Annotated in this window: 18 protein-coding genes; 10 read left to right on the top strand and 8 right to left on the bottom strand. The window is 69.9% G+C overall.

Going from position 1 to position 23,588, the window contains the following annotated elements:
* Positions 1–149: 149 nt before the first annotated feature.
* The gene (locus AC6CKD_RS22285) at positions 150–932 is read left to right on the top strand and encodes a ferritin-like domain-containing protein (RefSeq protein ID WP_498329270.1); all 783 of its coding nucleotides are present in this window, start codon (positions 150–152) and stop codon (positions 930–932) included.
* Positions 933–961: 29 nt separating this feature from the next.
* Here the strand turns inward: AC6CKD_RS22285 and corA are convergent, their stop codons facing one another.
* Positions 962–1,945 carry a magnesium/cobalt transporter CorA gene (gene corA, locus AC6CKD_RS22280; RefSeq protein ID WP_498329268.1) on the bottom strand — a complete coding sequence of 328 codons (984 nt, stop codon included), beginning with the start codon at positions 1,943–1,945 and terminating at the stop codon, positions 962–964.
* Positions 1,946–2,007: 62 nt separating this feature from the next.
* On the opposite strand from corA, the gene AC6CKD_RS22275 reads away from it, so the two are divergent.
* The 4 genes from AC6CKD_RS22275 to mshC all read left to right on the top strand — a co-directional run bounded on the left by AC6CKD_RS22275 (position 2,008) and on the right by mshC (position 5,584).
* A complete protein-coding gene (locus AC6CKD_RS22275) occupies positions 2,008–2,730 on the top strand; it encodes a histidine phosphatase family protein (protein WP_498329266.1) in 723 nt (240 codons plus the stop codon).
* 104 nt (positions 2,731–2,834) lie between these two features.
* Positions 2,835–3,425 (top strand): DUF3090 domain-containing protein, encoded by a 591-nt coding sequence (locus AC6CKD_RS22270; protein ID WP_243333987.1) that lies wholly within the window; start codon positions 2,835–2,837, stop codon positions 3,423–3,425.
* Complete coding sequence (locus tag AC6CKD_RS22265; protein ID WP_498329348.1) at positions 3,389–4,234, top strand: SCO1664 family protein; 846 nt, start codon at positions 3,389–3,391, stop codon at positions 4,232–4,234. The genes AC6CKD_RS22270 and AC6CKD_RS22265 overlap by 37 nt, the downstream gene beginning before the upstream one ends.
* A 120-nt stretch (positions 4,235–4,354) precedes the next feature.
* Positions 4,355–5,584 carry a cysteine--1-D-myo-inosityl 2-amino-2-deoxy-alpha-D-glucopyranoside ligase gene (gene mshC / locus AC6CKD_RS22260; RefSeq protein ID WP_498329264.1) on the top strand — a complete coding sequence of 410 codons (1,230 nt, stop codon included), beginning with the start codon at positions 4,355–4,357 and terminating at the stop codon, positions 5,582–5,584.
* A 152-nt stretch (positions 5,585–5,736) separates the two neighbouring features.
* On the opposite strand, the gene AC6CKD_RS22255 is transcribed toward mshC, so the two are convergent.
* The 5 genes from AC6CKD_RS22255 to AC6CKD_RS22235 all read right to left on the bottom strand — a co-directional run bounded on the left by AC6CKD_RS22255 (position 5,737) and on the right by AC6CKD_RS22235 (position 12,024).
* Positions 5,737–6,732 (bottom strand): PAC2 family protein, encoded by a 996-nt coding sequence (locus AC6CKD_RS22255; RefSeq protein ID WP_498329262.1) that lies wholly within the window; start codon positions 6,730–6,732, stop codon positions 5,737–5,739.
* 127 nt (positions 6,733–6,859) lie between these two features.
* Positions 6,860–8,467, bottom strand: a complete 1,608-nt coding sequence (locus AC6CKD_RS22250) for a glycerol-3-phosphate dehydrogenase/oxidase (RefSeq protein WP_498329260.1) — start codon at positions 8,465–8,467, stop codon at positions 6,860–6,862.
* A gap of 45 nt (positions 8,468–8,512) precedes the next feature.
* Positions 8,513–10,054, bottom strand: coding sequence for a glycerol kinase GlpK (gene glpK, locus AC6CKD_RS22245; RefSeq protein ID WP_498329258.1), 1,542 nt, complete (start codon positions 10,052–10,054; stop codon positions 8,513–8,515).
* A gap of 78 nt (positions 10,055–10,132) precedes the next feature.
* On the bottom strand, positions 10,133–10,915 hold the full coding sequence (locus tag AC6CKD_RS22240; protein ID WP_498329257.1) for an MIP/aquaporin family protein: 783 nt from the start codon (positions 10,913–10,915) through the stop codon (positions 10,133–10,135).
* Between the two features lie 341 nt (positions 10,916–11,256).
* Positions 11,257–12,024 (bottom strand): IclR family transcriptional regulator, encoded by a 768-nt coding sequence (locus tag AC6CKD_RS22235; protein WP_498329255.1) that lies wholly within the window; start codon positions 12,022–12,024, stop codon positions 11,257–11,259.
* A 261-nt stretch (positions 12,025–12,285) separates the two neighbouring features.
* On the opposite strand from AC6CKD_RS22235, the gene metH reads away from it, so the two are divergent.
* From metH to AC6CKD_RS22215, 4 genes are all read left to right on the top strand, one after another.
* Positions 12,286–15,795 carry a methionine synthase gene (gene metH, locus AC6CKD_RS22230; protein WP_498329253.1) on the top strand — a complete coding sequence of 1,170 codons (3,510 nt, stop codon included), beginning with the start codon at positions 12,286–12,288 and terminating at the stop codon, positions 15,793–15,795.
* Between the two features lie 142 nt (positions 15,796–15,937).
* Complete coding sequence (locus AC6CKD_RS22225; protein WP_498329251.1) at positions 15,938–16,639, top strand: HAD family hydrolase; 702 nt, start codon at positions 15,938–15,940, stop codon at positions 16,637–16,639.
* 479 nt (positions 16,640–17,118) lie between these two features.
* Positions 17,119–18,723 carry an ABC transporter substrate-binding protein gene (locus AC6CKD_RS22220; RefSeq protein ID WP_498329250.1) on the top strand — a complete coding sequence of 535 codons (1,605 nt, stop codon included), beginning with the start codon at positions 17,119–17,121 and terminating at the stop codon, positions 18,721–18,723.
* Between the two features lie 117 nt (positions 18,724–18,840).
* Entirely contained in the window at positions 18,841–20,421 is a 1,581-nt protein-coding gene (locus AC6CKD_RS22215) for an ABC transporter substrate-binding protein (RefSeq protein ID WP_498329248.1), read from the top strand.
* 126 nt (positions 20,422–20,547) lie between these two features.
* On the opposite strand, the gene AC6CKD_RS22210 is transcribed toward AC6CKD_RS22215, so the two are convergent.
* Together AC6CKD_RS22210 and AC6CKD_RS22205 are read right to left on the bottom strand one after the other, a co-directional pair.
* On the bottom strand, positions 20,548–21,222 hold the full coding sequence (locus tag AC6CKD_RS22210; RefSeq protein WP_478687997.1) for a response regulator: 675 nt from the start codon (positions 21,220–21,222) through the stop codon (positions 20,548–20,550).
* 65 nt (positions 21,223–21,287) lie between these two features.
* Positions 21,288–22,199, bottom strand: coding sequence for a RecB family exonuclease (locus AC6CKD_RS22205; protein ID WP_498329246.1), 912 nt, complete (start codon positions 22,197–22,199; stop codon positions 21,288–21,290).
* A 176-nt stretch (positions 22,200–22,375) separates the two neighbouring features.
* Between AC6CKD_RS22205 and AC6CKD_RS22200 the strand changes: the two genes are divergently transcribed.
* On the top strand, positions 22,376–23,575 hold the full coding sequence (locus AC6CKD_RS22200; RefSeq protein WP_478687995.1) for a site-2 protease family protein: 1,200 nt from the start codon (positions 22,376–22,378) through the stop codon (positions 23,573–23,575).
* The last annotated feature ends 13 nt before the right edge of the window (positions 23,576–23,588 follow it).

Genomic DNA, 23,588 nt, shown 5'->3' with positions numbered 1-23,588 from the left:
GGGGTCTTCCCCGCCACGGCCGACACCGCCAACAACGCGCCGGGCGGCCCGCGGGTTACGCGCGGGGGCCATCTCGGAGCATCGTTCATTCGGACGAGTACCGCGCCCCGCGGGTTGCCCGCCCGGGCGGGCCGAGTTTGACTCGGAGCATGCTCTCTGCCCGCAGCCTGTTCCAGGAGATCGTCGAGAACGACGACTCCTTCCAGCTGTTCTGCTCCATCGCCGCCAGCGGGGAGTCCCAGGGCGGCTGGGAGAACGCCCGGATCGCGGCCCTGGTCCCCGACGGCATGCGCGACTTCGCGCCCAAGATCACCCGGCACGGCGCCGACGAGGACAAACACGGCCGGATCTTCAACGCCCTGCTGCGCAAGCGCGGCCTGCCGCCCGTCCCGGTCCCGCCCGAGACCGACTACACGATGCTGCTGGAGCGGCGCGGCATCGGCCTCGCGCACGAGAAGCTCCGCCGCGACGAGCCCCTGACCGAGGAGGACATCGTCGTGTACCTGGCGCACAGCCGGGTCACCGAACAGCGCGCCGCCGACCAGATGGTCATGCTGGTCACGTACTTCGGCGACCACCCCGAGGTCGGCCGGGCCGTCCGCATGATCAGCCACGACGAGGACAACCACCTCTCCTACTGCCACGAGGAGTTGCTGCGCCTCGCCAGCGAGGGCCACGGTCCGGTCATCCACCGGGTCCTGCGCGAGAGCGCCCTCGCGGAGATCGCCGTCTACCGCGACGTCAGCCTCGCCGTCATGGACCACATGGGCCGGCTGCTGCGCTGGCCCGCCCCGAAGGCGGCCCTGCTCGCCGCCGGGATCCGCGGGATGTACGCGTACGAGCGGTTCGGCGGCTGGCACCGGATGATCGACCTGCGCATGCCGGAGCGGCGGGACGCCCTCGGCGGCGCCGCGACGCCCGAGTTCGCCTGACCGGCCGGGCACGTTCCGAAAGAGGCGGCCTAGAGCCAGCCGCGGCGCTTGAACATCCGGTGCAGGCCCAGGCACGTGACCACCATCACCAGCAGCACCAGCGGATAGCCCCAGCGGTGCGTGAGCTCCGGCATGTGCTCGAAGTTCATCCCGTAGATCCCCGCCACCATGGTGGGGACCGCGGCCATGGCCGCCCAGGCGGAGATCTTGCGCATGTCGTCGTTCTGCCGGACGCCCATCTGCGCCAGGTGCGCGGCCAGCGCGTCCGAGAGCAGCCGGTCCAGGCCCTCGATGTACTCGTTCGCCTTCGTCAAGTGGTCGGCGACGTCGCGGAAGAACGGCTGGGCGTGCTCGTGCACGAAGGGCACGTTCCCGAAGGCGAGCCGGTCCATCGGCTGGAGCAGCGGGCTCGTGGCCCGGCGGAACTCCAGGACCTGCCGCTTGAACCCGTAGATCCGGGCCGCGGTGTTCTTGCTGTCCGCGGGATTCGGCGAGAAGACCTCCGCCTCCAGCTCCTCCAGATCCGCCTGGAGCTCGGCGGCCACCTCGATGTAGTGGTCCACCACCGCGTCCGCGACCGCGTACAGCACCGCCGTGGGGCCGTGCTTGAGCACCTCGGGATCCTGCTCCAGCCGGTGGCGCACGGCGGCCAGCGCGGCCCCCTCGCCGTGCCGGACCGTGACCACGAAGGAGTCGCCGACGAACACCATCAGCTCGACCGTGGTCACCGTGTCCGAGGCGTCGTCGTACATCACTGGTTTCAGGACCACGAAGAGCGAATCGTCGTAGACCTCCATCTTCGGCCGCTGGTGCGCGGTCAGCGCGTCCTCCACCGCCAGCGGGTGCAGTCCGAACTCCTGGCTGACGTGCTCGAACTCCTTCTCCGTCGGCTCGTGCATGCCCACCCAGAGGAAGGCGTCACCGGTCGCCCGTGCCTCGTCGAGGGCGTCGGAGAAGTCGTCCGGCGCCTCGGAGCGGCGGCCGTCGCGGTACATGGCGCAGTCCACAATCACCCGCGCATTGTTCCCTGCCCGGGCCCCGTCCGCACACCGACGGCACCGCATACCCTTCTGCCATGGCCACGCTGATCCTCGTACGACACGGGCGGTCCACCGCCAACACCGCAGGGCTGCTCGCCGGATGGACCCCGGGGGTGACCCTCGACGAGCACGGAGCCGCACAGGCCGCCGCGCTGCCCGGGCGGCTCGCCGCGGTGCCCCTCGCCGCCGCCGTCACCAGCCCGCTGGAGCGGTGCGCCGAAACCCTCGCGCCGCTGCTGGCGGCCCGGCCCGGTCTCGCGCTGCACACCGACGAGCGGATCGGCGAGTGCCACTACGGCGACTGGTCGGGCCGCAAACTCTCCGAGCTGTCCGAAGAACCGCTGATGCGCGTCGTCCAGCAGCACCCCTCGGCCGCCGCCTTCCCCGGCGGCGAGTCCATGCGGGCCATGCAGGCCCGCGCCGTGGACGCCGTCCGCGACTGGAACGCGCGGATCGAGGAGGAGCACGGCACGGACGCCGTGTTCCTGATGTGCTCGCACGGCGACATCATCAAGTCCCTCGTCGCGGACGCCCTCGGCATGCACCTGGACCTCTTCCAGCGGATCCACGTCGACCCCTGTTCGGTCACCGCGATCCGCTACACGCCGACCCGGCCCTTCCTGCTCCGCCTCGGCGACACCGGCGACTTCGCCTCCTTCGCACCCCGCGAAGCGGACTCGCCGGACGGCGCCGCGGCCCAGGACGCCGCGGAAGCGGGCGGCGAGGCGGTCGTAGGGGGCGGTGCGGGCGCGGTGTGATCGAACGGCGCAGTAGGGTGGACGGGCCAACCCATGGGCGCAGCCCTGCCCCTGCCTCCCCCAGACTCCGTCTGGGGGCATCCCCGGACGCTTGGAGACTGGACGTGCCCCGTCAGGTGTTCCTCTACGACCCGCCGGACCGTTTCGTGGCCGGCACGGTCGGCCTGCCTGGACGCCGTACGTTCTTCCTGCAGGCCTCCACCGGCCCCCGCGTCACCTCCGTCTCCCTGGAGAAGACCCAGGTGGCGGCGCTCGCGGAGCGGATGGAAGAGCTGCTGGACGAGGTCGTACGGCGCACCGGGGGCAATGCCCCCGTCCCGGCCGTGGCCCCCGCAGAGGCGACCGACACCGCCCCCCTGGACGTTCCCGTCGAGGAGGAGTTCCGCGTCGGGACCATGGCCCTGGCCTGGGACGGCGAGGACCAGCGCATGATCGTCGAGGCGCAGGCCCTGGTGGAGCTCGACGCCGACTCGGAGGAGGACCTCGCCGAGGCGGAGGAGCGGCTCCTCCAGGACGAGGAGAACGGGCCGCCGATGCTGCGCGTCCGCCTCACCGGCGCCCAGGCCCGGGCCTTCACCAAGCGGGCCCTGGACGTGGTCAACGCGGGCCGGCCGCCCTGCCCGCTGTGCAGCCTTCCGCTGGACCCCGAAGGGCACGTCTGCCCGCGCCAGAACGGCTACCGGCGCCAGGCGTGAACACCACGGGGGGAACGACGGAACGGGAAGCACTGCTGGCCCACGGGGAGCTCACCGTCGTCGGCCGGATCCGGGAGGCGTCCAACGCCGTCCTGCGGTGCACGGTCACCCACGGGGGCGTGAGCACCGACTGCGTGTACAAGCCGGTCAAGGGCGAGCGCCCGCTGTGGGACTTCCCCGACGGCAACCTCGCCCAGCGCGAGGTCGCCGCCTACCTGGTCTCCGAGGCCACCGGCTGGGGGCTGGTGCCCCCGACCGTCCTGCGCGACGGACCGTACGGCGAGGGCATGGTCCAGCAGTGGATCGAGACGGGGGAGTCCCCGGAGGCGGAACTCCTCGCGCTCGTGGACGGCGAGGAGGCCGGGGAGGGCTGGAAGCCGGTCGCCTTCGCCGAAGTCGGCGAGGGCCGCACCGCGCTCCTCGTGCACGCCGACGACGAACGGCTGCGCCGGATGTCCGTCCTCGACGCCGTGATCAACAACGGCGACCGCAAGGGCGGCCACCTGCTGCCCGCTCCCGACGGACGGCTCTACGGCATCGACCACGGCGTGACCTTCCACACCGAGGACAAGCTGCGCACCCTCCTGTGGGGCTGGGCAGGGGAGCCGCTGACCGGGGAGGCGGAGTCCGTCCTGACCGCCCTGGGGGCCGCGCTGGCCGCCGGGCAGCCCCTCGCCACCCGGCTGGCCGAACTGGTCACCACCGCCGAGCTGGCCGCCGTACGGGCCCGCGTGGCCCTGCTGCTGCGCACCGGGAGGCATCCGCAGCCCTCGGGGCAGTGGCCCGCGATCCCGTGGCCGCCCGTCTGACCGGGCCGCGGCCCGCAGCGGGACGAACGCACAGAACCAGCCGTGGCGCAAGAGTGCCGATCCGGACAACAGTGCAGGTCCGGTTCGTTTGAGGAACACCCGTCCGGTTAGTCTCGAGTCATGCATGCCTGGCCCGCTTCTGAGGTCCCCGCCCTGCCTGGCAAGGGCCGCGACCTCCAGATCCACGACACCGCGACCCAAGGGACGATCACCCTCGCCCCCGGTCCCGTCGCCCGTATCTACGTCTGCGGGATCACCCCGTACGACGCGACGCACATCGGTCACGCGGCGACCTACAACGCGTTCGACCTCGTGCAGCGCGTGTGGCTCGACACCAAGCGGCAGGTCATCTACGTCCAGAACGTCACGGACGTCGACGATCCACTGCTGGCGCGTGCGCTGCGCGACAACCAGGACTGGACCGAGCTCGCCGAACGCGAGACGGCTCTCTTCCGCGAGGACATGACCGCCCTGCGGATGCTGCCTCCGCAGCACTACATCGGCGCCGTCGAGGCCATACCGGGCATCGTGCCGCTGGTCGAGCGGCTGCGGGACGCGGGCGCCGCCTACGAGCTGGACGGCGACGTCTACTTCTCGGTGGAGTCCGACCCGAACTTCGGCAAGGTGTCCAACCTGGACGCCGAGGCGATGCGGCTGCTGTCGGCCGAACGGGGCGGCGACCCGGACCGGGCGGGCAAGAAGAACCCGCTCGACCCGATGCTGTGGATGGCCGCCCGCCCGGGCGAGCCGAGCTGGGACGGCGGCTCGCTGGGCCGGGGCCGGCCCGGCTGGCACATCGAGTGCGTGGCCATCGCCCTGGACCACCTGGGCATGAGCTTCGACATCCAGGGCGGCGGCTCCGACCTGGCCTTCCCCCACCACGAGATGGGCGCTTCGCACGCCCAGGTCCTGACGGGCGAGTTCCCGATGGCCAAGGCGTACGTACACGCCGGGATGGTCGCGCTGCACGGCGAGAAGATGTCGAAGTCCAAGGGCAACCTGGTCTTCGTATCGGCCCTGCGGCGGGCGGGCGTGGACCCGGCGGCCATCCGCCTGGCCCTGCTCTCGCACCACTACCGCGCCGACTGGGAGTGGACCGACGCGGTCCTCGCGGAGGCGGTGGCCCGCCTGGAGCGCTGGCGCGCGGCCGTCTCCCGCCCCGACGGCATCGCGGCGGACGCCCTGGTCGACGAGGTCCGCGAGGCCCTCGCCAACGACCTGGACGCGCCTGCCGCTCTCGCGGCGGTGGACCGCTGGGTCGAGCTCCAGATCGCCACGGACGGCGACGACGAGTCGGCCCCCGGCCTGGTCTCGCGCACGGTGGACGCCCTGCTGGGCGTGGCCCTGTAGCACCTGCGGCGCCGTAGCCGGGGGGGCTGGATGTGCCCGTAGGGCAATTCCAGCCCCCCCGGCGTTTGAGGAGCGGGGTCCGGGGCGGAGCCCCGGGAAACGGCGAAAGGGCGGGGCGGGGAGAAAACTCCCCGCCCCGCCCCTCCACCCGGCTACGCCTCCGGGGGCGTGTCTTCCTCGTCCGGCGCGGTCGCAGGAGGGGCCGAGGGCTCGTCCCCCGAAGGCTCCGGCTTCCGCTTCGGCGGCCGAGGCAGACCACCCGAGGTGTCCCGCAGGTACGACCCGTCACCCGGCTCCGCGCCCGCGGAAGGATCCCGCCGCCGCAGGTACCGCTCGAACTCCCGGGCAATGGCATCCCCCGAAGCCTCCGGCAGGTCCGCCGTGTCCCGCGCCTCCTCCAGCGTCTGGACGTACTCCGCCACCTCGCTGTCCTCGGCCGCCAGTTGGTCCACGCCGAGCTGCCACGCCCGCGCGTCCTCGGGGAGTTCGCCCAGCGGGATCCGGATGTCGATCAGATCCTCCAGCCGGTTGAGCAGCGCGAGGGTCGCCTTCGGGTTCGGCGGCTGGGACACGTAGTGCGGCACCGCCGCCCACAGGGACACCGCCGGCACCCCGGCATGGGTGCAGGCCTCCTGGAGGATGCCCACGATCCCGGTCGGGCCCTCGTACTTGGTCTCCTCCAGGTCCATCGTCCGCGCCAGATCGGCGTCCGAGGTCACCCCGCTGACCGGCACCGGGCGGGTGTGCGGGGTGTCGCCCAGCAGCGCCCCCAGGATGACGACCATCTCCACGCCCAGCTCATGGGCGAAGCCCAGGATCTCGTTGCAGAACGAACGCCACCGCATGGACGGTTCGATGCCCCGCACCAAGACCAGGTCGCGCGGTTTGGTCCCGCCGATCCGGACCACCGACAGCCGGGTCGTCGGCCACGTGATCTTGCGGACCCCGTTGTCCAGCCACACCGTCGGCCGGTTGACCTGGAAGTCGTAGTAGTCCTCGGCGTCCAGAGCCGCGAAGACCTCGCCCTTCCACTCCCGGTCCAGGTGTGCGACCGCACCGGAGGCCGCGTCACCCGCGTCGTTCCAGCCCTCGAACGCGGCCACCATGACCGGGTCGATCAGCTCGGGCACGCCCTCAAGCTCGATCACCCAGGTCTCCTTCCGAAGTTCCCTTGTGTACGTGGGTCAGCCTAAGCCTTGATGAGGCACCGGCCACAGCCCACGACAGAGGGGCGGTTCCCCCTGGAACCGCCCCTCTGCCCGTTCACGCCACCGCTTAGGCCTTGCGCGCCAGCATCTCCTCGACCCGTCCGCGCACTTCGGCGCTGTCCAGACCGCGGACCGTCACCGTCGTACGGCGGCGCAGCACGTCGTCCGCCGTCTGGGCCCACTCGTTGTCCCGGGCGTAGGCGACCTGCGCCCAGATCTCCGGACCGTCCGGGTGGATGCGCTCGGCCAGCGCCGGGTCCTCGTTCGCGATCCGCGCGATGTCGAAGGCGAGCGAGCCGTAGTGCGAGGCCAGGTGGCGCGCGGTCAGCGGGTCCATCCGGGAGCCCGGCTCGCGGTCCACGAGCAGCCGGTGCGCCACCGCGTTCGGGTTGGCGACACCGGGCAGCGCGATCCGGCGTACGAGGGACTTCACCGGCTCCATGTCCTCGGTCAGCGGGCTGCCCGGAAGCTTGGCCAGCTTGTCCATGACCACGCGGCCGATGTGCCGGTACGTGGTCCACTTGCCGCCGGCCACCGACAGCATGCCGCCCGCGCCCTCGGAGACGACCGTCTCGCGCTTGGCCTTCTCCACCCCGCCCGGGCCGCCGGGCAGCACGCGCAGGCCCGCGAAGGCGTACGTCATCAGCGAGCGGTCCAGATCGGCGTCCTTCACCGAGAAGGCCGCCTCGTCCAGGATCTGCTGGATGTCGCCCTCGGTGGCCCGCACGTCCGCCGGGTCGCCCTCGTACACCTCGTCCGTGGTGCCCAGCAGGAGCTGGTCCTCCCACGGCAGGGCGAAGGTGATGCGGTACTTGTCGATCGGGGTGGCCATGGCGGCCTTCCACGGCGACTTGCGCTTCATCACGATGTGCGCGCCCTTGGAGAGACGGATAGACGGCATGGAGTGCTTGTCCTCCATGCGCCGCAGGTGGTCCACCCACGGGCCGGTGGCGTTCAGCACGACACGGGCGTCCACCCCGAACTCGGTGCCGTCCAGGCGGTCCTTGAGCTCGGCGCCCGACACCCGGCCGCGCGTCATCCGCAGCCCGGTGACCTCGGCGTGGTTCAGGACGACCGCGCCCGACTCGACGGCCGCGCGGACCGTCATGACGGCGACGCGCGAGTCGTTCATCTGGTGGTCGTAGTAGACGGCCACGGCCTTGAGGTTGTCCGTCTTCAGACCCGGGTTGTCGGCGGCGGCACGGGCCGGAGAAATGATCTTGCCCATGCCGTCGCCGAAGGCCGACAGAGCCGAGTACGCGAACACGCCCGCGCCCAGCTTCGCCGCGCCCACCGGACCGCCCTTGTACACGGGGAGGTAGAAGGTGAGCGGGTTGACCAGGTGCGGGGCCACGTCCTTGGCCAGCACCCGGCGCTCGTGGTGGTTCTCGGCGACCAGCTTGACCGAACCGGTCTGCAGGTAGCGCAGGCCGCCGTGGACGAGCTTGGAGGAGGCCGAGGAGGTGGCGCCGGCGAAGTCGCCGGCGTCCACCATGGCGACCCGCAGACCCGACTGCGCGGCGTGCCAGGCCACCGAGGTGCCCAGGATGCCACCGCCGATGACCAGCAGGTCGTACGTGGCCTTCGCCAGCTGCTCACGGGTCTCGGCGCGGCTCGCGTTCGAGCCGGCGGTCGGGTGCGTACCCAGGGTGGGAACGCTCTGCAGGGTGCTCATATCCGTTGACTCCTACTTGCTCGTCGAATTGCGCCGGCCGTGCGGTCAGCTGGCGTCTTCGTCGTCGACCCAGCCCATGGAGCGCTCCACGGCCTTGAGCCAGCTCTTGTACTCGCGCTCCCGCTGCTCGGCGGGCATCCGCGGGGTCCACTCCGCCGCACGGCGCCAGTTGGCGCGCAGGGCGTCGGTGTCGGGCCAGAAGCCGACGGCCAGGCCGGCGGCGTAGGCGGCGCCGAGGCAGGTGGTCTCGGCGACCATCGGGCGCACCACGGGGGCGTCCACGAAGTCGGAGAGCGTCTGCATCAGCAGGTTGTTGGAGGTCATGCCGCCGTCGACCTTGAGGGCCGCGAGCTCGACGCCCGAGTCCTTGGTCATGGCGTCGGTGATCTCGCGGGTCTGCCAGGCGGTGGCCTCCAGGACGGCACGGGCGATGTGCGCCTTGGTGACGTACCGGGTGAGGCCGGCGATCACACCGCGGGCGTCGGAGCGCCAGTACGGGGCGAACAGGCCGGAGAAGGCGGGCACGAAGTAGGCGCCGCCGTTGTCCTCGACGGAGGAGGCCAGGGTCTCGATCTCGGCCGCGGTCTTGATCATGCCCATCTGGTCGCGCATCCACTGGACGAGCGAGCCGGTGACGGCGATGGAGCCCTCCAGCGCGTAGACCGGCTTCTGGTCGCCGATCTGGTAGCCGACGGTGGTCAGCAGGCCGCTGTAGGAGTTGATGATCTTGTCGCCGGTGTTCATCAGCATGAACGTTCCGGTGCCGTACGTGGACTTCGCCTCGCCCTCGGCGAAACAGGTCTGGCCGAACAGCGCGGCCTGCTGGTCGCCGAGCGCCGAGGCGACCGGGACGCCGGCGAGGACGCCCTCCTTGACGTGGCCGTAGACCTCGGCGGAGGACTTGATCTCCGGCAGGACGCCCAGCGGCACGTCCATGGACTCGGCGATCTTCTCGTCCCAGGCCAGGGTGTGCAGGTTCATCAGCATGGTGCGCGAGGCGTTGGTGACGTCGGTGACGTGCACACCGCCCTGGGCGCCGCCGGTGAGGTTCCAGATGACCCAGGAGTCCATGGTGCCGAAGAGGATGTCCCCAGCCGCGGCGCGCTCGCGCAGGCCCTCGACGTTGTCGAGCAGCCAGCGCACCTTGGGGCCGGCGAAGTAGCTCGCCAGCGGCAGGCCGGTCTCGCGGCGGAAGCGGTCCTGGCCGACGTTCCGGCCGAGCTCCTTGCACAGGGCGTCGGTGCGGGTGTCCTGCCAGACCAGCGCGTTGTGGACCGGCTCGCCGGTGTGGCGGTCCCACAGCAGGGTGGTCTCGCGCTGGTTGGTGATGCCGACGGCCTTGACGTCGGCGGAAGTGAAGCCCGGATTGTCGTGGGCGGCCTTGGCCATGGCCCCGGCGACGACCTCCTGGACGTTGGTCCAGATCTCGGCGGCGTCGTGCTCGACCCAGCCCGGCTTCGGGAAGATCTGCTCGTGCTCCTTCTGGTCGACGGCGACGATGCGGCCGTCACGGTCGAAGACGATGCAGCGGGAGGAGGTGGTGCCCTGGTCGATCGCGGCGATGAAGGGGCCGGTGCTCGTGGTCATGGTGGCTGCTCCTGGCAGGTGTCGAAGTAGGCGGAATCAGAATGGCGGTGCGGATGGTGCCGTGGTGCCGATTGCTGATCAGGCGAACGCGATGTTGTACAGACCGCCGGCGAGCGCGGCGCCCGCGAGGGGGCCGAGGACCGGGATCCAGGAGTAGCTCCAGTCCGAGCCGCCCTTGTTGGGCAGGGGCAGCAGGGCGTGGACGATGCGCGGGCCGAGGTCGCGGACCGGGTTGATGGCGTAGCCGGTCGGGCCGCCGAGCGAGAGGCCGATGCCGACGACCACGAACGAGGTGATCAGGACGCCGATGACGCCGAGGCCCTTGCCGTCGTCCTGCAGGCCCTGGGTCAGGATGGCCAGGACCAGGACGGCGGTGCCGATGATCTCGGTGGTGAGGTTCTGGACGACGTTGCGGATCTCGGGGCCCGTGGAGAAGACCCCGAGCACCGGGCCGGCCACGTCGTGCGGGTGCGGGTCCTCGGGGCCGAGCTTGGCGTCGCGGATGTGCTCCGGGTCGGCGAGGTGCGCCTGGAACTGGCCGTAGTAGGCGAGCCACATCAGGACCGAGCCGATCATGGCGCCGAGCAGCTGGCCGGCGACGTAGACCGGCACGTCGCCCCAGGCGCCGTCCTTGATGGCGATGCCGACGGTGACCGCCGGGTTGAGGTGCGCGCCGGAGAGCGGCGCGGAGACGTAGGCGGCGATCAGGACGGCGAAGCCCCAGCCGAAGGTGATCGCGAGCCAGCCCGCGCCCCGAGCCTTGGAGCTCTTGAGCGTCAGGGCGGCGCACACGCCACCGCCGAGGAGGGTGAGCAGGGCGGTACCTATGGTCTCGCCGATGAAGATGTCGGAGCTGGACACCCGCGACTCCTTTGTCGTTCAGGGGGGTCGGCCGCCGGGTCCCTCCGACGGCCCACGCACTCGGTGAGTGCTGCACCGGTCCTTGGCCTTGCCACACCCTAACGCGTATTGCCGGTAGGTGTTCGGCAATGCCGACCGATGAACGGCAGTTTTCCGCCCAGGTGAAGCAGGCGTCAAGGGTTGACCAGGCCAATGAACCGGATCGTTACCGGTCGGTGTGATCGAACAAATTGCGCCAATGAGTGATCATCAAACGCCAAAAACCACCCTAATGCCACTTAAGCGTGGCTCTTGGGTGGCTCTTGGGTGGTCAGGGCAGAGCGAGGGGCGTCAGGCCAAGGTCAGAACCGGCCCGCCCCGAGATCGCGCGAAACCGACCGCGCGCAGTCCCGTACGGAAGCCACCAGCGACGGCAGGGGTTCCCCGGACTCCCCGCACACCCGCTCCACGGCGCCCGCGACGGCCACTGCGCCGACCGGCATCCTGCGCCGGTCGTGGATGGGGGCTGCCACCGAGGCGAGCCCGTCCCACGTCTCCTCGACGTCACTGGCCCAGCCGCGCGCCCGGGTCAGCTCCAAGACGCCCTCGAAGGCGGTGCCGTCGGTGACGGTGCGGGGGGTGAACGCCTCCCGCTCCACCTCGTGGGCCTGCGTGTGCGCCACCGGGTCGTACGCGGACAGCACCTTGCCCAGGGCCGTGGAGTGCAGTGGCTGCATGGCGCCCACCTCCAGCACCTGACGGCTGTCGTCGGGCCGGAACACGTGGTGCATGATCAGCACCCCGCTCTTGTGCAGCACCCCCACGTACACGCTCTCCCCGCTCGCACGGGCCAGATCGTCCGTCCACACCAGGGCGCGCGCCCGCAGCTCGTGGACGTCCAGATAGCTGTTTCCCAGGCGCAGCAGCTCCGCGCCGAGCTGGTAGCGGCCCGAAGCCGGGTCCTGCTCCACGAAACCCTCGGCCTGCAGCGTGCGCAGGATCCCGTGCGCCGTGCCCTTGGCCAGCCCGAGGGAGGAGGCCACGTCCGAGAGCCCCAGCCGGCGCTCGCCGCCCGCCAAGAGTCGCAGCATCGCAGCGGCTCGTTCGAGCGACTGGATGTTCCGTGCCATCGCGCAGCCTCCTGCTGACGTAGTTCGACAATGCTGAACACTATCGGTCGATGCCGACTTCGTGCATGACGAGGGAAAGTCTCCCTACCCGAGTCGTCCAAGACACCCCGGCCGAAAGCCGCCGTCCCCCGGCACAGAATGCAGTCCGCAACGTGGGACGCCCTCACCGGGGCCGGGCCAGCACCGTTACCCTGGCCGCGTGCACCCTTGACACAGAGGGGGTGCAAAGCCGACAGCCGTCGCATCCCAGGGAGCTCAACCATGGTCTCGTTGTCGAACCAGTCCGCTGATACACAGACCCGGGCCGATGCCCTGCGCCAGGCGCTGGCGTCTCGTGTGGTCGTCGCCGACGGAGCCATGGGAACGATGCTCCAGGCGCAGGACCCCACGATGGAAGACTTCGAGCAGCTCGAGGGCTGTAACGAGATCCTCAACGTCACCCGTCCCGACATCGTGGCCAACGTGCACCGCGAGTACTTCGCAGCGGGTGTGGACTGCGTCGAGACGAACACGTTCGGTACGAACTTCGCGGCCCTGGCCGAGTACGACATCGCCGACCGCAACCACGAGCTGTCGCTCGCCGGCGCCCGGATCGCCCGCGAGATCGCCGACGAGTTCACCGCCTCCACCGGGCAGCAGCGCTGGGTCCTCGGCTCGATGGGACCGGGCACCAAGCTGCCGACCCTGGGCCACATCGACTACGGAACCATTCGCGACGCCTACCAGATCAACGCCGAAGGCCTGATCACCGGCGGCGCCGACGCGCTCCTCGTGGAGACCACCCAGGACCTGCTGCAGACCAAGTCGTCCATCGTGGGTGCCCGCCGTGCCATGGAGGCCCTCGGTGTGTCCGTCCCGCTGATCTGCTCCGTGACCGTGGAAACCACCGGCACGATGCTGCTCGGCTCGGAGATCGGCGCCGCGCTGACCGCGCTGGAGCCCCTGGGCATCGACATGATCGGCCTGAACTGCGCCACCGGCCCCGCCGAGATGAGCGAGCACCTGCGCTACCTCGCGCGCAACTCCCGCATCCCGCTCTCCTGCATGCCCAACGCCGGCCTGCCGGTCCTGGGCAAGAACGGCGCCCACTACCCGCTCTCCGCGAGCGAGCTCGCCGACGCCCAGGAGACCTTCGTCCGCGAGTACGGCCTCTCCCTGGTCGGCGGCTGCTGCGGCACCACCCCCGAGCACCTGCGCCAGGTCGTCGAGCGGGTCCGCGGCCTGAACCCCGCCGTGCGCGAGCCCCGCCCCGAGCCCGGCGCGTCCTCGCTCTACCAGACCGTCCCCTTCCGCCAGGACGTCTCCTACATGGCGATCGGCGAGCGGACCAACGCGAACGGGTCGAAGAAGTTCCGTGACGCGATGCTGGAAGCCCGCTGGGACGACTGCGTGGAGATGGTCCGCGACCAGATCCGCGAGGGCGCGCACATGCTCGACCTGTGCGTGGACTACGTCGGCCGTGACGGCGTCGCCGACATGCGGGAGCTCGCCGGACGCTTCGCGACGGCCTCGACGCTGCCGATCGTCCTGGACTCCACCGAAGTCCCCGTCCTGCAGGCGGGTCTGGAGAAGCTCGGCGGCCGCGCCGTCATCAACTCGGTCAACTACGAGGACGGTGACGGTCCCGAGTCGCGTTTCGCGAAGGTCACCCGCCTGGCCCAGGAGCACGGGGCGGCGCTGATCGCGCTGACCATCGACGAGGAGGGCCAGGCCCGCACCGTCGAGCACAAGGTCGCCATCGCCGAACGCCTCATCGAGGACCTGACCGGGAACTGGGGGATCCTCGAGTCGGACATCCTCATCGACACCCTCACCTTCACCATCTGCACCGGCCAGGAAGAGTCCCGCAAGGACGGGATCGCGACGATCGAGTCGATCCGCGAGCTCAAGCGCCGCCACCCCGACGTCCAGACGACCCTCGGACTGTCGAACATTTCCTTCGGTCTGAACCCGGCCGCCCGCGTCCTCCTGAACTCCGTCTTCCTCGACGAGTGCGTCAAGGCGGGACTCGACTCCGCGATCGTCCACGCCTCCAAGATCCTGCCGATCGCGCGCTTCGACGAGGAGCAGGTCACCACCGCCCTCGACCTGATCTACGACCGGCGCGCCGAGGGCTACGACCCGCTGCAGAAGCTGATGGCCCTCTTCGAGGGCGTCAACACCAAGTCCATGAAGGCCGGCCGCGCCGAGGAGCTCTTGGCCCTGCCGCTGGACGAGCGCCTGCAGCGCCGCATCATCGACGGTGAGAAGAACGGCCTGGACGCCGACCTCGACGAGGCCCTTCAGACGCGTCCCGCCCTCGACATCGTCAACGACACCCTCCTGGAGGGCATGAAGGTCGTCGGTGAACTGTTCGGCTCCGGGCAGATGCAGCTGCCCTTCGTGCTCCAGTCCGCCGAGGTCATGAAGACCGCGGTGGCCCACCTGGAACCCCACATGGAGAAGAGCGACGACGAGGGCAAGGGCACCATCGTGCTGGCCACCGTCCGCGGCGACGTCCACGACATCGGCAAGAACCTCGTCGACATCATCCTGACCAACAACGGCTACAACGTCGTCAACATCGGCATCAAGCAGCCGGTCTCCGCGATCCTGGAAGCCGCACAGGAACACAGGGCCGACGTCATCGGCATGTCCGGGCTGCTGGTGAAGTCCACGGTGATCATGAAGGAGAACCTGGAGGAGCTCAACCAGCGCAAGCTGGCCGCCGACTACCCCGTCATCCTCGGCGGCGCCGCGCTGACCAGGGCCTACGTCGAGCAGGACCTCCACGAAATCTACGAGGGCGAGGTCCGCTACGCCCGCGACGCCTTCGAGGGCCTGCGCCTCATGGACGCCCTCATCGCCGTCAAGCGCGGAGTCCCCGGCGCCTCCCTCCCCGAACTCAAGCAGCGCCGCGTCGCGAAGCGCGCCACCGAGGCCCTCATCGAGGAGCCGGAAGAGCCCGGCGGCCGATCCGACACCTCCACCGACAACCCCGTGCCCACCCCGCCGTTCTGGGGCACCCGCGTCGTCAAGGGCATCCCGCTCAAGGACTACGCCTCCTGGCTCGACGAAGGCGCCCTCTTCAAGGGCCAGTGGGGACTCAAGCAGGCCCGCGCCGGCGGAGCGACCTACGAGGAACTCGTCGAGAGCGAGGGCCGCCCCCGGCTGCGCGGCCTCCTCGACAAGCTCCACACCGAAAACCTCCTCGAAGCCGCCGTCGTCTACGGCTACTTCCCCTGCGTCTCCAAGGGCGAGGACCTGATCATCCTCGACGACGCCGGCAACGAGCGGACCCGCTTCACCTTCCCGCGCCAGCGCCGCGGCCGCCGCCTGTGCCTCGCCGACTTCTTCCGCCCCGAAGAATCCGGCGAAACCGACGTCGTCGGCCTCCAGGTCGTCACCGTCGGCTCCAAGATCGGCGAAGCCACCGCCAAACTCTTCGAGTCCGACTCCTACCGCGACTACCTCGAACTCCACGGACTGTCCGTCCAGCTCGCCGAGGCCATGGCCGAGTACTGGCACGCCCGCGTCCGCGCCGAACTCGGCTTCGGCGGCGAGGACCCCGCCCAGGTCGAGGACATGTTCGACCTGAAGTACCGCGGCGCCCGCTTCTCCCTCGGCTACGGAGCCTGCCCCGACCTCGAGGACCGCGCCAAGATCGCCGACCTCCTCCAGCCCGAACGCATCGGCGTCCACCTCTCCGAGGAATTCCAGCTCCACCCCGAACAGTCCACCGACGCCATCGTCATCCACCACCCCGAAGCCAAGTACTTCAACGCCCGCTGAGACGTAATTCAACGCACGGCGCCACGGACCGGCGTACACTAGTCGGTCCCATACAGGCCGGTCACCTGTTCCCCCGGGCACGCCCCCGGAGGCGAGGTGACCGGCCTTCTCGTCCCCAACGGACCCCCGGAAAGGTGCGCGCATGACGAGCACAGTCCCCGCCCCCGTCGCCCGTACGGCCGACGGACACGCCCTGCAGGCGGTGCTGCTCGACATGGACGGCACCCTCGTCGACACCGAGGGATTCTGGTGGGAGATCGAAGTCGGCGTCTTCGGCGAACTCGGCCACCGCCTCGAAGAATCCTGGCGGGACATCGTCGTCGGCGGCCCCATGACCCGCAGCGCCGGCTTCCTCATCGAATCCACCGGAGCCGACATCGGCCTCGCCGAGCTCACCGTCCTGCTCAACGAGCGCTTCGAAGCCCGCATCGCCGACCGCGTCCCCCTCATGCCCGGCGCCGAACGCCTCCTGAGCGAACTGGCCCGGCACAACGTCCCCACCGCCCTGGTCTCCGCCTCCCACCGGCGCGTCATCGACCAGGTCCTGCTCACCCTCGGCCGCGACCGCTTCACCATGACCGTCGCCGGCGACGAGGTCCCGCGCACCAAGCCACACCCCGACCCCTACCTCCTCGCCGCACGCACCCTCGGCGCCCACCCCTCCCGCTGCGCCGTCATCGAGGACACCGCCACCGGCGTAGCCGCCGCCGAAGCCGCCGGCTGCCGGGTCGTCGCCATCCCCTCCGTGGGCCGGATCGCACCCGCCCCCGGCCGCACCATCGTCGGCTCCCTCGAAGACGTCGACCTGCCCTTCCTGCGCTCCCTCATCACTCCGCTGAACTGACCGGGCACGCTCCGTGCCGGACGATCCGCCCCAGGACCGAGGTCCCGCGGGCGGATCTCCCGCGCCCTTCCCCGGAGGCCGAAATTCCATCCCTCCCAGGACAGTTGCCCCAGGTGACCTTTGTCACCCACAAAGCCCCCTTCGCACCACTGCGCCCCCCTCCCGCACCACCCCTTGTGTCCCCATTGATCAGCACCTGACCGATCTGCGCACGGCCCCGCGCACACCCCCGGTCAACTCCCGCGACGGAGCGACAACACCCCCGCCCCACACGGTTCAAGCCACCCCTCCGCAGGCCACTAATGTCGGTCCGGGCACTGCGCCGCACCTCAGCCGTCCCGGACACACACCCCTGTTCCGGAACCGCGTGGACCGATCGTCACAACACCGGCCCGATCGTTCCGCCCAGAACGGGCGACCGTCGCGATGCCCTCAACGCCAGCTTTGAACAAGTGCCGGGTCGAGGGAGTACTTCCAGCATGAACCGCAAGACCATGGCGCTGACGGCGGCCGCCGGACTGCTCACCCCCGCGCTGACCGCCTGCGGCAGCACCAGCGGCGCAGGAGCGGGATCCGGAGCGATCGTCGTCGGCACCACCGACCGGTTCGAGGCAGCCGACTACGCCCCCGCCCCGCTCGACCCCGCCTACGCCTACGACGCCGGCACCTGGAACATCCTCCGCCAGACCGTCCAGACGCTGATGCACACCCCGCGCGGCGGCGGCAAGCCCGTCCCCGAAGCAGCCTCCGACTGCCGCTTCACCGACACCGGCAACGAGAGCTACCGCTGCGTCCTGCGCCCCGGCCTCACCTTCGCCGGCGGAGACCCGCTCACCGCCCAGGACGTCAAGTTCTCCATCGAGCGCGTCCTCGCCATCAAGGACGAGAACGGCCCCTCCTCGCTGCTCTCGACCATCGACACCATCGAAACCAAGGGCGCCGACACCATCGTCTTCCACCTGAAGACCGCCGACGCCACCTTCCCGTACAAACTCTCCACCCCCGCCGCCGGCATCGTCAGCTCCAAGAAGTACGACGCCAAGAAGCTCCGCGCGGGCTTCGCCGTCGACGGCTCCGGCCCCTACACGATGAAGGCCGAAGTCAAGGGCAACCGCCTCGTCCGCGCCGTCTTCAGCAAGAACCCGAACTACCGCGGCGATCTGAAGATGCAGAACGACAAGGCCGAACTGCGCGCCTTCGACGACTCCGACGCCATGGGCAAGGCCCTGGAACGCGGCACCGTCCACATGGTCTCCCGCACCCTGTCGCCCGCCCAGATCACCGAGCTCTCCGCCAAGCCCCCCAAGGGCATCAAGCTCGTCCCCATGCCCGGCCTGGAGATCCGCTACCTCGGCTTCAACACCGAGGCCCCCGGTGTCAAGGACAAGGCCGTACGCCAGGCCCTCGCCGCCGCCGTCGACCGCAACGCCCTCATCGCCAAGGTCTACGGCAAGTCCGCCCAGCCCCTGTACTCACTGGTCCCCACCAGCGTGAGCGGCCACGTCAACTCCTTCTTCAACAAGTACGGCGAAGCCAACACCGCCAAGGCCGCCGACCTGCTGAAGGCCGCCGGGATCAAAACCCCGGTCAAGCTGACGCTCAACTACACCAACGACCACTACGGCGACGGCACCGCGGCCGAGTTCGAAGCCCTCAAGACCCAGCTGAACTCCACCCAGCTCTTCGACATCACCGTCCAGGGAGCCGACTGGGCCGCCTTCAGGCCCGCCCAGAAGAAGGGCGAATACGCCGCCTACGGCCTGGGCTGGTTCCCCGACTACCCCGACGCCGACAACTTCCTCGCCCCCTTCCTGGAGCAGGACAACTTCCTGGGCACGCCGTACGCCAACACCACGGTGCGCACCAAGCTCATCCCCGAATCGCGCCGAGCCGTCGACCGGGCCGCCGCCGGCCCGGCGATCGCCGAGATGCAGGACATCGTCGCCGAGGACGTACCCGTCCTGCCCCTGTGGCAGGGCAAGCAGTACGTCGCCGCCCGTGACGGCATCACCGGAGTGGAGTGGTCGGTCAACGCCATCGCCGACCTCCAGCTGTGGGAACTCGGCCGCGGCGTCAGCGGCTGACACCCCGACAGCCGGCCCCCGCCCCAGGCCCCACCCCCGGCCCCGCGACCACACCGCGGACCGGAACACGATCCAGACAGAACCAGACGAGCCAGTGAGACTGAGAAGGACGTTCGCGTGAAGACACGGAACCAGTGGTTGGCCGCCCCGCTCGGAGCGGCCACCGCCGCCGCGCTGCTGAGCGGTTGCGGTGCGACGGACGGCTCCAACGCCGGCAGCGGCAAGGGCGTCGTCATGGGCATATCCGACAAGGTGAAGGCCACCGACCCCGCCTCGGGCTACGACCCCGGCTCCTGGCTGCTCTTCAACAACGTCTTCCAGTCCCTGCTCAGCTTCCCCAAGGGCGCCACCACCCCCGAACCCGACGCCGCGCAGTCCTGCGGCTTCGAGGGCGGCGAGAGCAAGACCTACGTGTGCACCCTGCGCGGCGGCCTGAAGTTCAGCAACGGCAACAGCCTCACCGCCAAGGACGTCAAGTACTCCTTCGAGCGCACGCTCAAGATCAACGACGAGAACGGCCCCGCCGTCATGCTCGCGTCGATCGGCACCATCGACACCCCCGACGACAAGACCGTCGTCTTCCACCTCAAGACCCCCGACGCGACCTTCCCCAGCAAGATCGCCTCCGGCGCCGGCTCCATCGTCGACCACACCCAGTACCCCGCGGACAAGCTCCGCACCGACGGCAAGGCCTTCGGCTCCGGCGTCTACACACTGGACTCCATCAACGACAAGAGCGCCGCCTTCTCCGTCAACGACAGCTACAGCGGCAAGGCCAAGCCGAAGAACAGCGGCGTCACCATGAAGTTCTTCAACGAGGACCAGGCCGCCCTCAAGAAGGTCCTCGAAAGCGGAGACGTCGACTTCGCCTTCCGCGGCCTCGCCGCCAAGGACATCGCCGGCCTCGCCTCCCAGACCGGCGACCAGAAGGTCGAAGTCGTCCAGGGCGCCGGCGCCGAAGTCGAACACCTCGTCTTCAACACGAACGACCCCGTCGCCGGAAAGCTCCCCGTCCGCAAGGCCATCGCCTACCTCGTGGACCGCGAAGCCCTCGTCAAGGAGGTCTACGCCGGCACCGCCACGCCGCTCTACTCCATCGTCCCGGCCGGCATCGCCTCCCACACCACCGCCTTCTTCGACCGCTACGGCGGCACCCCCCAGCCCGAGAAGGCCAAGGCCGTCCTGCGCGCAGCCGGCATCAAGGACAAGGTCAAGCTCACCCTGTACTCCACGCCCAGCCGCTACGGCCCCTCGACCGACGAGGAATTCCGGCTCATCGCCAAGCAGCTCAACGACAGCGGCCTCTTCGAAGCCGACGTCAAATCCGTCGAGTTCGAGCAGTACGAGAAGGACATCCAGGAAGGCAAGTACGGCGTCTACGTCAAGGGCTGGGTCCCCGACTACCCCGACGCCGACAACTTCACGCAGCCCTTCTTCGGCCCCGACAACGTCCTGAACAACAACTACGACAACAAGGAGATCACCGGGACGATCATCCCGTCGACCTCCGCGAAGTCCGACCGCGGCTCCGCCAGCAACGACTACGCCCGCCTCCAGGACATCGTCGCCGACGAGATCCCGATCCTCCCGCTCTGGCAGGGCAAGCAGTACGCCGTCACCCGCCCGAACGTGACCGGCCTGCAGTGGTCCCTGGACGCCTCCACCGTCTTCCGCTTCTGGGAGATCAGCAAGGGCTGACCACCCCACGCCTCCCACGGCAACGGGCCCGCCTCCGCACCACGCGGAAGCGGGCCCGAACCCGTATGCACCCCTACCCGTCGCCCGTACCCGCTGCCCGTACCCCCGGACAGCGACCCGAGCCGCCTACTGACCGGCCCCCGGACGCACCAGACCACTCTCGTACGCGTACACCGCGGCCTGCACCCGGTCCCGCAGACCCAGCTTCGTCAGCACATGACCCACATGCGTCTTCACCGTCGTCTCGCTCACGAACAGATCCGCCGCGATCTCCGCGTTCGACAACCCGCGCGCCACCAGCTTCAGCACCTCGACCTCACGCTCGGTCAACGAACCGATCATGTCCGGAACACGGTCCTCACCCGACGGCAGATGCCCCGCGTACTTGTCCAGCAGCCGCCGCGTGATGCTCGGCGCCAGCATCGCCTCGCCACCCGCCACCACCCGGATCGCCTGCACCAACTCCGCCGCCGGCGCATCCTTCAGCAAGAACCCGCTGGCCCCCGCCCGCAGCGCCTCCACCACGTACTCGTCCAGATCGAACGTCGTCAGCACCAGCACCTTCGCCGGACCGTCCCGCCCCGGACCCGTGATCTGCCGCGTCGCCTCCACCCCGTCCATCCGCGGCATCCGGATGTCCATCAACACCACATCGGGCTGCAACGCCCGCACCTGGTCCAACGCCTGCAGACCGTCCCCGGCCTCCCCGACCACCGCCAAGTCCTGCTCGGCCTCCAGGATCATCCGGAAACCGGTGCGCAGCAGCGGCTGATCGTCGACCAGCAGTACGCGGATCGCCACAGGGTCTACCTCGTATTCGTCGGACGGCAACGGAGAACCCCGCCCATTCTGCCCTGACCCGAAGATCAGGACCCGCCCCGGCCCGCGGACGGCAGCGCCAGCGGATACACCGGGGGAGTACCACCGAACTCCGGACACACCGCCTGATGATCACACCAGCCGCACAGCTTCGACTGCCGCGGCCGCCAGTCACCCGTCTCCGTCGCCTCCCGGATCGCCTCCCACAGCGCCAGCAGCTTGCGCTCCATCCGCTCCAGATCCTCGATCACCGGGTCGTACGTCACCACGTCCCCACTGCCCAGATACACGAGCTGCAGCCGCCGCGGCACCACCCGCTTCAGCCGCCACACCACCAACGCGTAGAACTTCATCTGGAACAGCGCGCCCTCGGCATACTCCGGCCGCGGCGCCTTCCCCGTCTTGTAGTCGACGATCCGCACCTCACCCGTCGGCGCCACGTCCACCCGGTCGATGATCCCGCGCAGCCGAAGCCCCGACTCCAGCTCCGTCTCCACGAAGAACTCCCGCTCCACCGGCTCCAGCCGCGTCGGGTCCTCCAACGTGAACCACCGGTCCACCAACGCCTCGGCCTCCGTCAGCCAGCGCGCCAGCCCCGCCCCCTCGTCACCCCCCGGGAACAGCTCCAACAACTCCGGCTTCGACTCCACCAGCCTGTCCCACTGCCCAGGAATCAACGCTTTCGCCCGCGGCGCCGTCCGCTCCGGCGCCGGATGATCGAAAAGCCGCTCCAGCACCGCGTGCACCAACGTCCCCCGCGTCGCCGCCGCACTCGGCTTCTCCGGCAACTTGTCGATCACCCGGAACCGGTACAACAACGGACACCGCATGAAATCGCTCGCCCGCGAAGGCGACAGCGAAGAAGGCGCCACGGCCACGGCCACCGCCCGCTCGGGCACCAGGCCGGGCACGGAACCGCTCACTGCATCGTCCGGACCGCTGCCGGGGCTCGTCGTCATAGACAAAACCCTACGACCCGCCACCGACAGCACGCGCATACCATCGACGCCGACCCCCCTCGCACTGCATGATCGGAGCATCACACCGCGCAACGGCGCACCCCGACACCACGGGAAAAAGACACCAGAACCACCGGCGCACCACCGCACCGGACAGCAGCGAACGAAGGACAACCGTGGCAGACACCGACGAAACCGGCGAGCGCGCGGGCCGGCGCTCAGGACCGGGCGGCGGACTCCTCATGGGCCGCCCCTTCGGCGTGCCCGTCTACGTCTCGCCCAGCTGGTTCCTCGTCGCCGCCCTCATCACCTGGGTCTTCGGCGACCAGCTCGACCGGATCCTCCCCGACCTCGGCACCCTGCGCTACCTCGTGGCACTCTTCTTCGCCGTCGCCTTCTACGCCTCGGTCCTCGTCCACGAACTCGCCCACACCATCGCCGCCCTCCGCTTCAAACTCCCCGTACGACGCATCCAGCTCCAGTTCTTCGGCGGCGTCTCCGAAATCGAGAAGGAATCCGAAACCCCCGGCCGCGAATTCGTCCTCGCCTTCGTCGGCCCCCTCCTCTCCCTCCTCCTCGCCGGCGCCTTCTACCTCGGCATGAAAACCGTCGAACCCGCCAGCGTCCCCGGCGTCCTCCTCGCCGGCCTCATGATCTCCAACCTCCTCGTCGCCGCCTTCAACCTCCTCCCCGGCCTCCCCCTCGACGGCGGCCGCATGCTCCGCGCCGTCATCTGGGGCATCACCGGCAAACCCATGACCGGCACCATCGCCGCCGCCTGGGCCGGCCGCGCCCTCGCCGTCGCCGTCCTCCTCGGCCTGCCCCTCCTGAACTACACCGGGACCCTCGGCAACCCCACCGACGACATCGGCGGCATGGACACCGTCATGGACGCCCTGCTCGCCGCCATCCTCGCCGCCATCATCTGGACCGGCGCCGGCAACAGCCTCCGCGTCGCCCGCCTGCGCGAACACCTCCCGGAACTCCACGCCCGCAAACTCACCCGCCGCGCCATCCCCGTCGAGAACGCCACCCCCCTCTCCGAAGCACTGCGCCGCGCCAACGAAGCCGGCGCCCGCGCCCTCGTCATCGTCGACGGACTCGGAGACCCCACCGGCATCGTCCGCGAAAGCGCCATCGCCTCCGTCCCCGAACACCGCCGCCCCTGGGTCGCCGCCGGCACCCTCGCCCAAGACCTCACCGACGGCATGAAGGTTTCAGCGGACCTCACCGGCGAAGAACTCCTCGACCACCTCCGCACCACCCCCGCCTCCGAATACCTCGTCCTCCAGCCCGACGGCGCGATCTACGGAGTCCTCTCCACCCTCGACGTGGAAAAGGCCTTCGTGAAGGCCATGGCGCGGCCCCAGTCCTGAAGCCAATACACTG

It is taken from the genome of Streptomyces sp. GQ60 (assembly GCF_059758875.1).
The sequence above is the reverse complement of the archived record's forward strand: the minus strand, read 5'-3'. Positions and strand labels throughout refer to the sequence as shown.

Excerpts from the sequence above, each read along its gene's own strand:
- AC6CKD_RS22285 (WP_498329270.1), top strand. The coding sequence starts at position 150 with ATGCTCTCTGCCCGCAGCCTGTTCCAGGAGATCGTCGAGAACGACGAC.
- glpK (WP_498329258.1), bottom strand. The coding sequence starts at position 10,054 with ATGACCACGAGCACCGGCCCCTTCATCGCCGCGATCGACCAGGGCACC.
- mshC (WP_498329264.1), top strand. The coding sequence starts at position 4,355 with ATGCATGCCTGGCCCGCTTCTGAGGTCCCCGCCCTGCCTGGCAAGGGC.
- AC6CKD_RS22220 (WP_498329250.1), top strand. The coding sequence starts at position 17,119 with ATGAACCGCAAGACCATGGCGCTGACGGCGGCCGCCGGACTGCTCACC.
- AC6CKD_RS22275 (WP_498329266.1), top strand. The coding sequence starts at position 2,008 with ATGGCCACGCTGATCCTCGTACGACACGGGCGGTCCACCGCCAACACC.
- AC6CKD_RS22225 (WP_498329251.1), top strand. The coding sequence starts at position 15,938 with ATGACGAGCACAGTCCCCGCCCCCGTCGCCCGTACGGCCGACGGACAC.
- AC6CKD_RS22250 (WP_498329260.1), bottom strand. The coding sequence starts at position 8,467 with ATGAGCACCCTGCAGAGCGTTCCCACCCTGGGTACGCACCCGACCGCC.
- AC6CKD_RS22235 (WP_498329255.1), bottom strand. The coding sequence starts at position 12,024 with ATGGCACGGAACATCCAGTCGCTCGAACGAGCCGCTGCGATGCTGCGA.
- metH (WP_498329253.1), top strand. The coding sequence starts at position 12,286 with ATGGTCTCGTTGTCGAACCAGTCCGCTGATACACAGACCCGGGCCGAT.
- AC6CKD_RS22205 (WP_498329246.1), bottom strand. The coding sequence starts at position 22,199 with ATGACGACGAGCCCCGGCAGCGGTCCGGACGATGCAGTGAGCGGTTCC.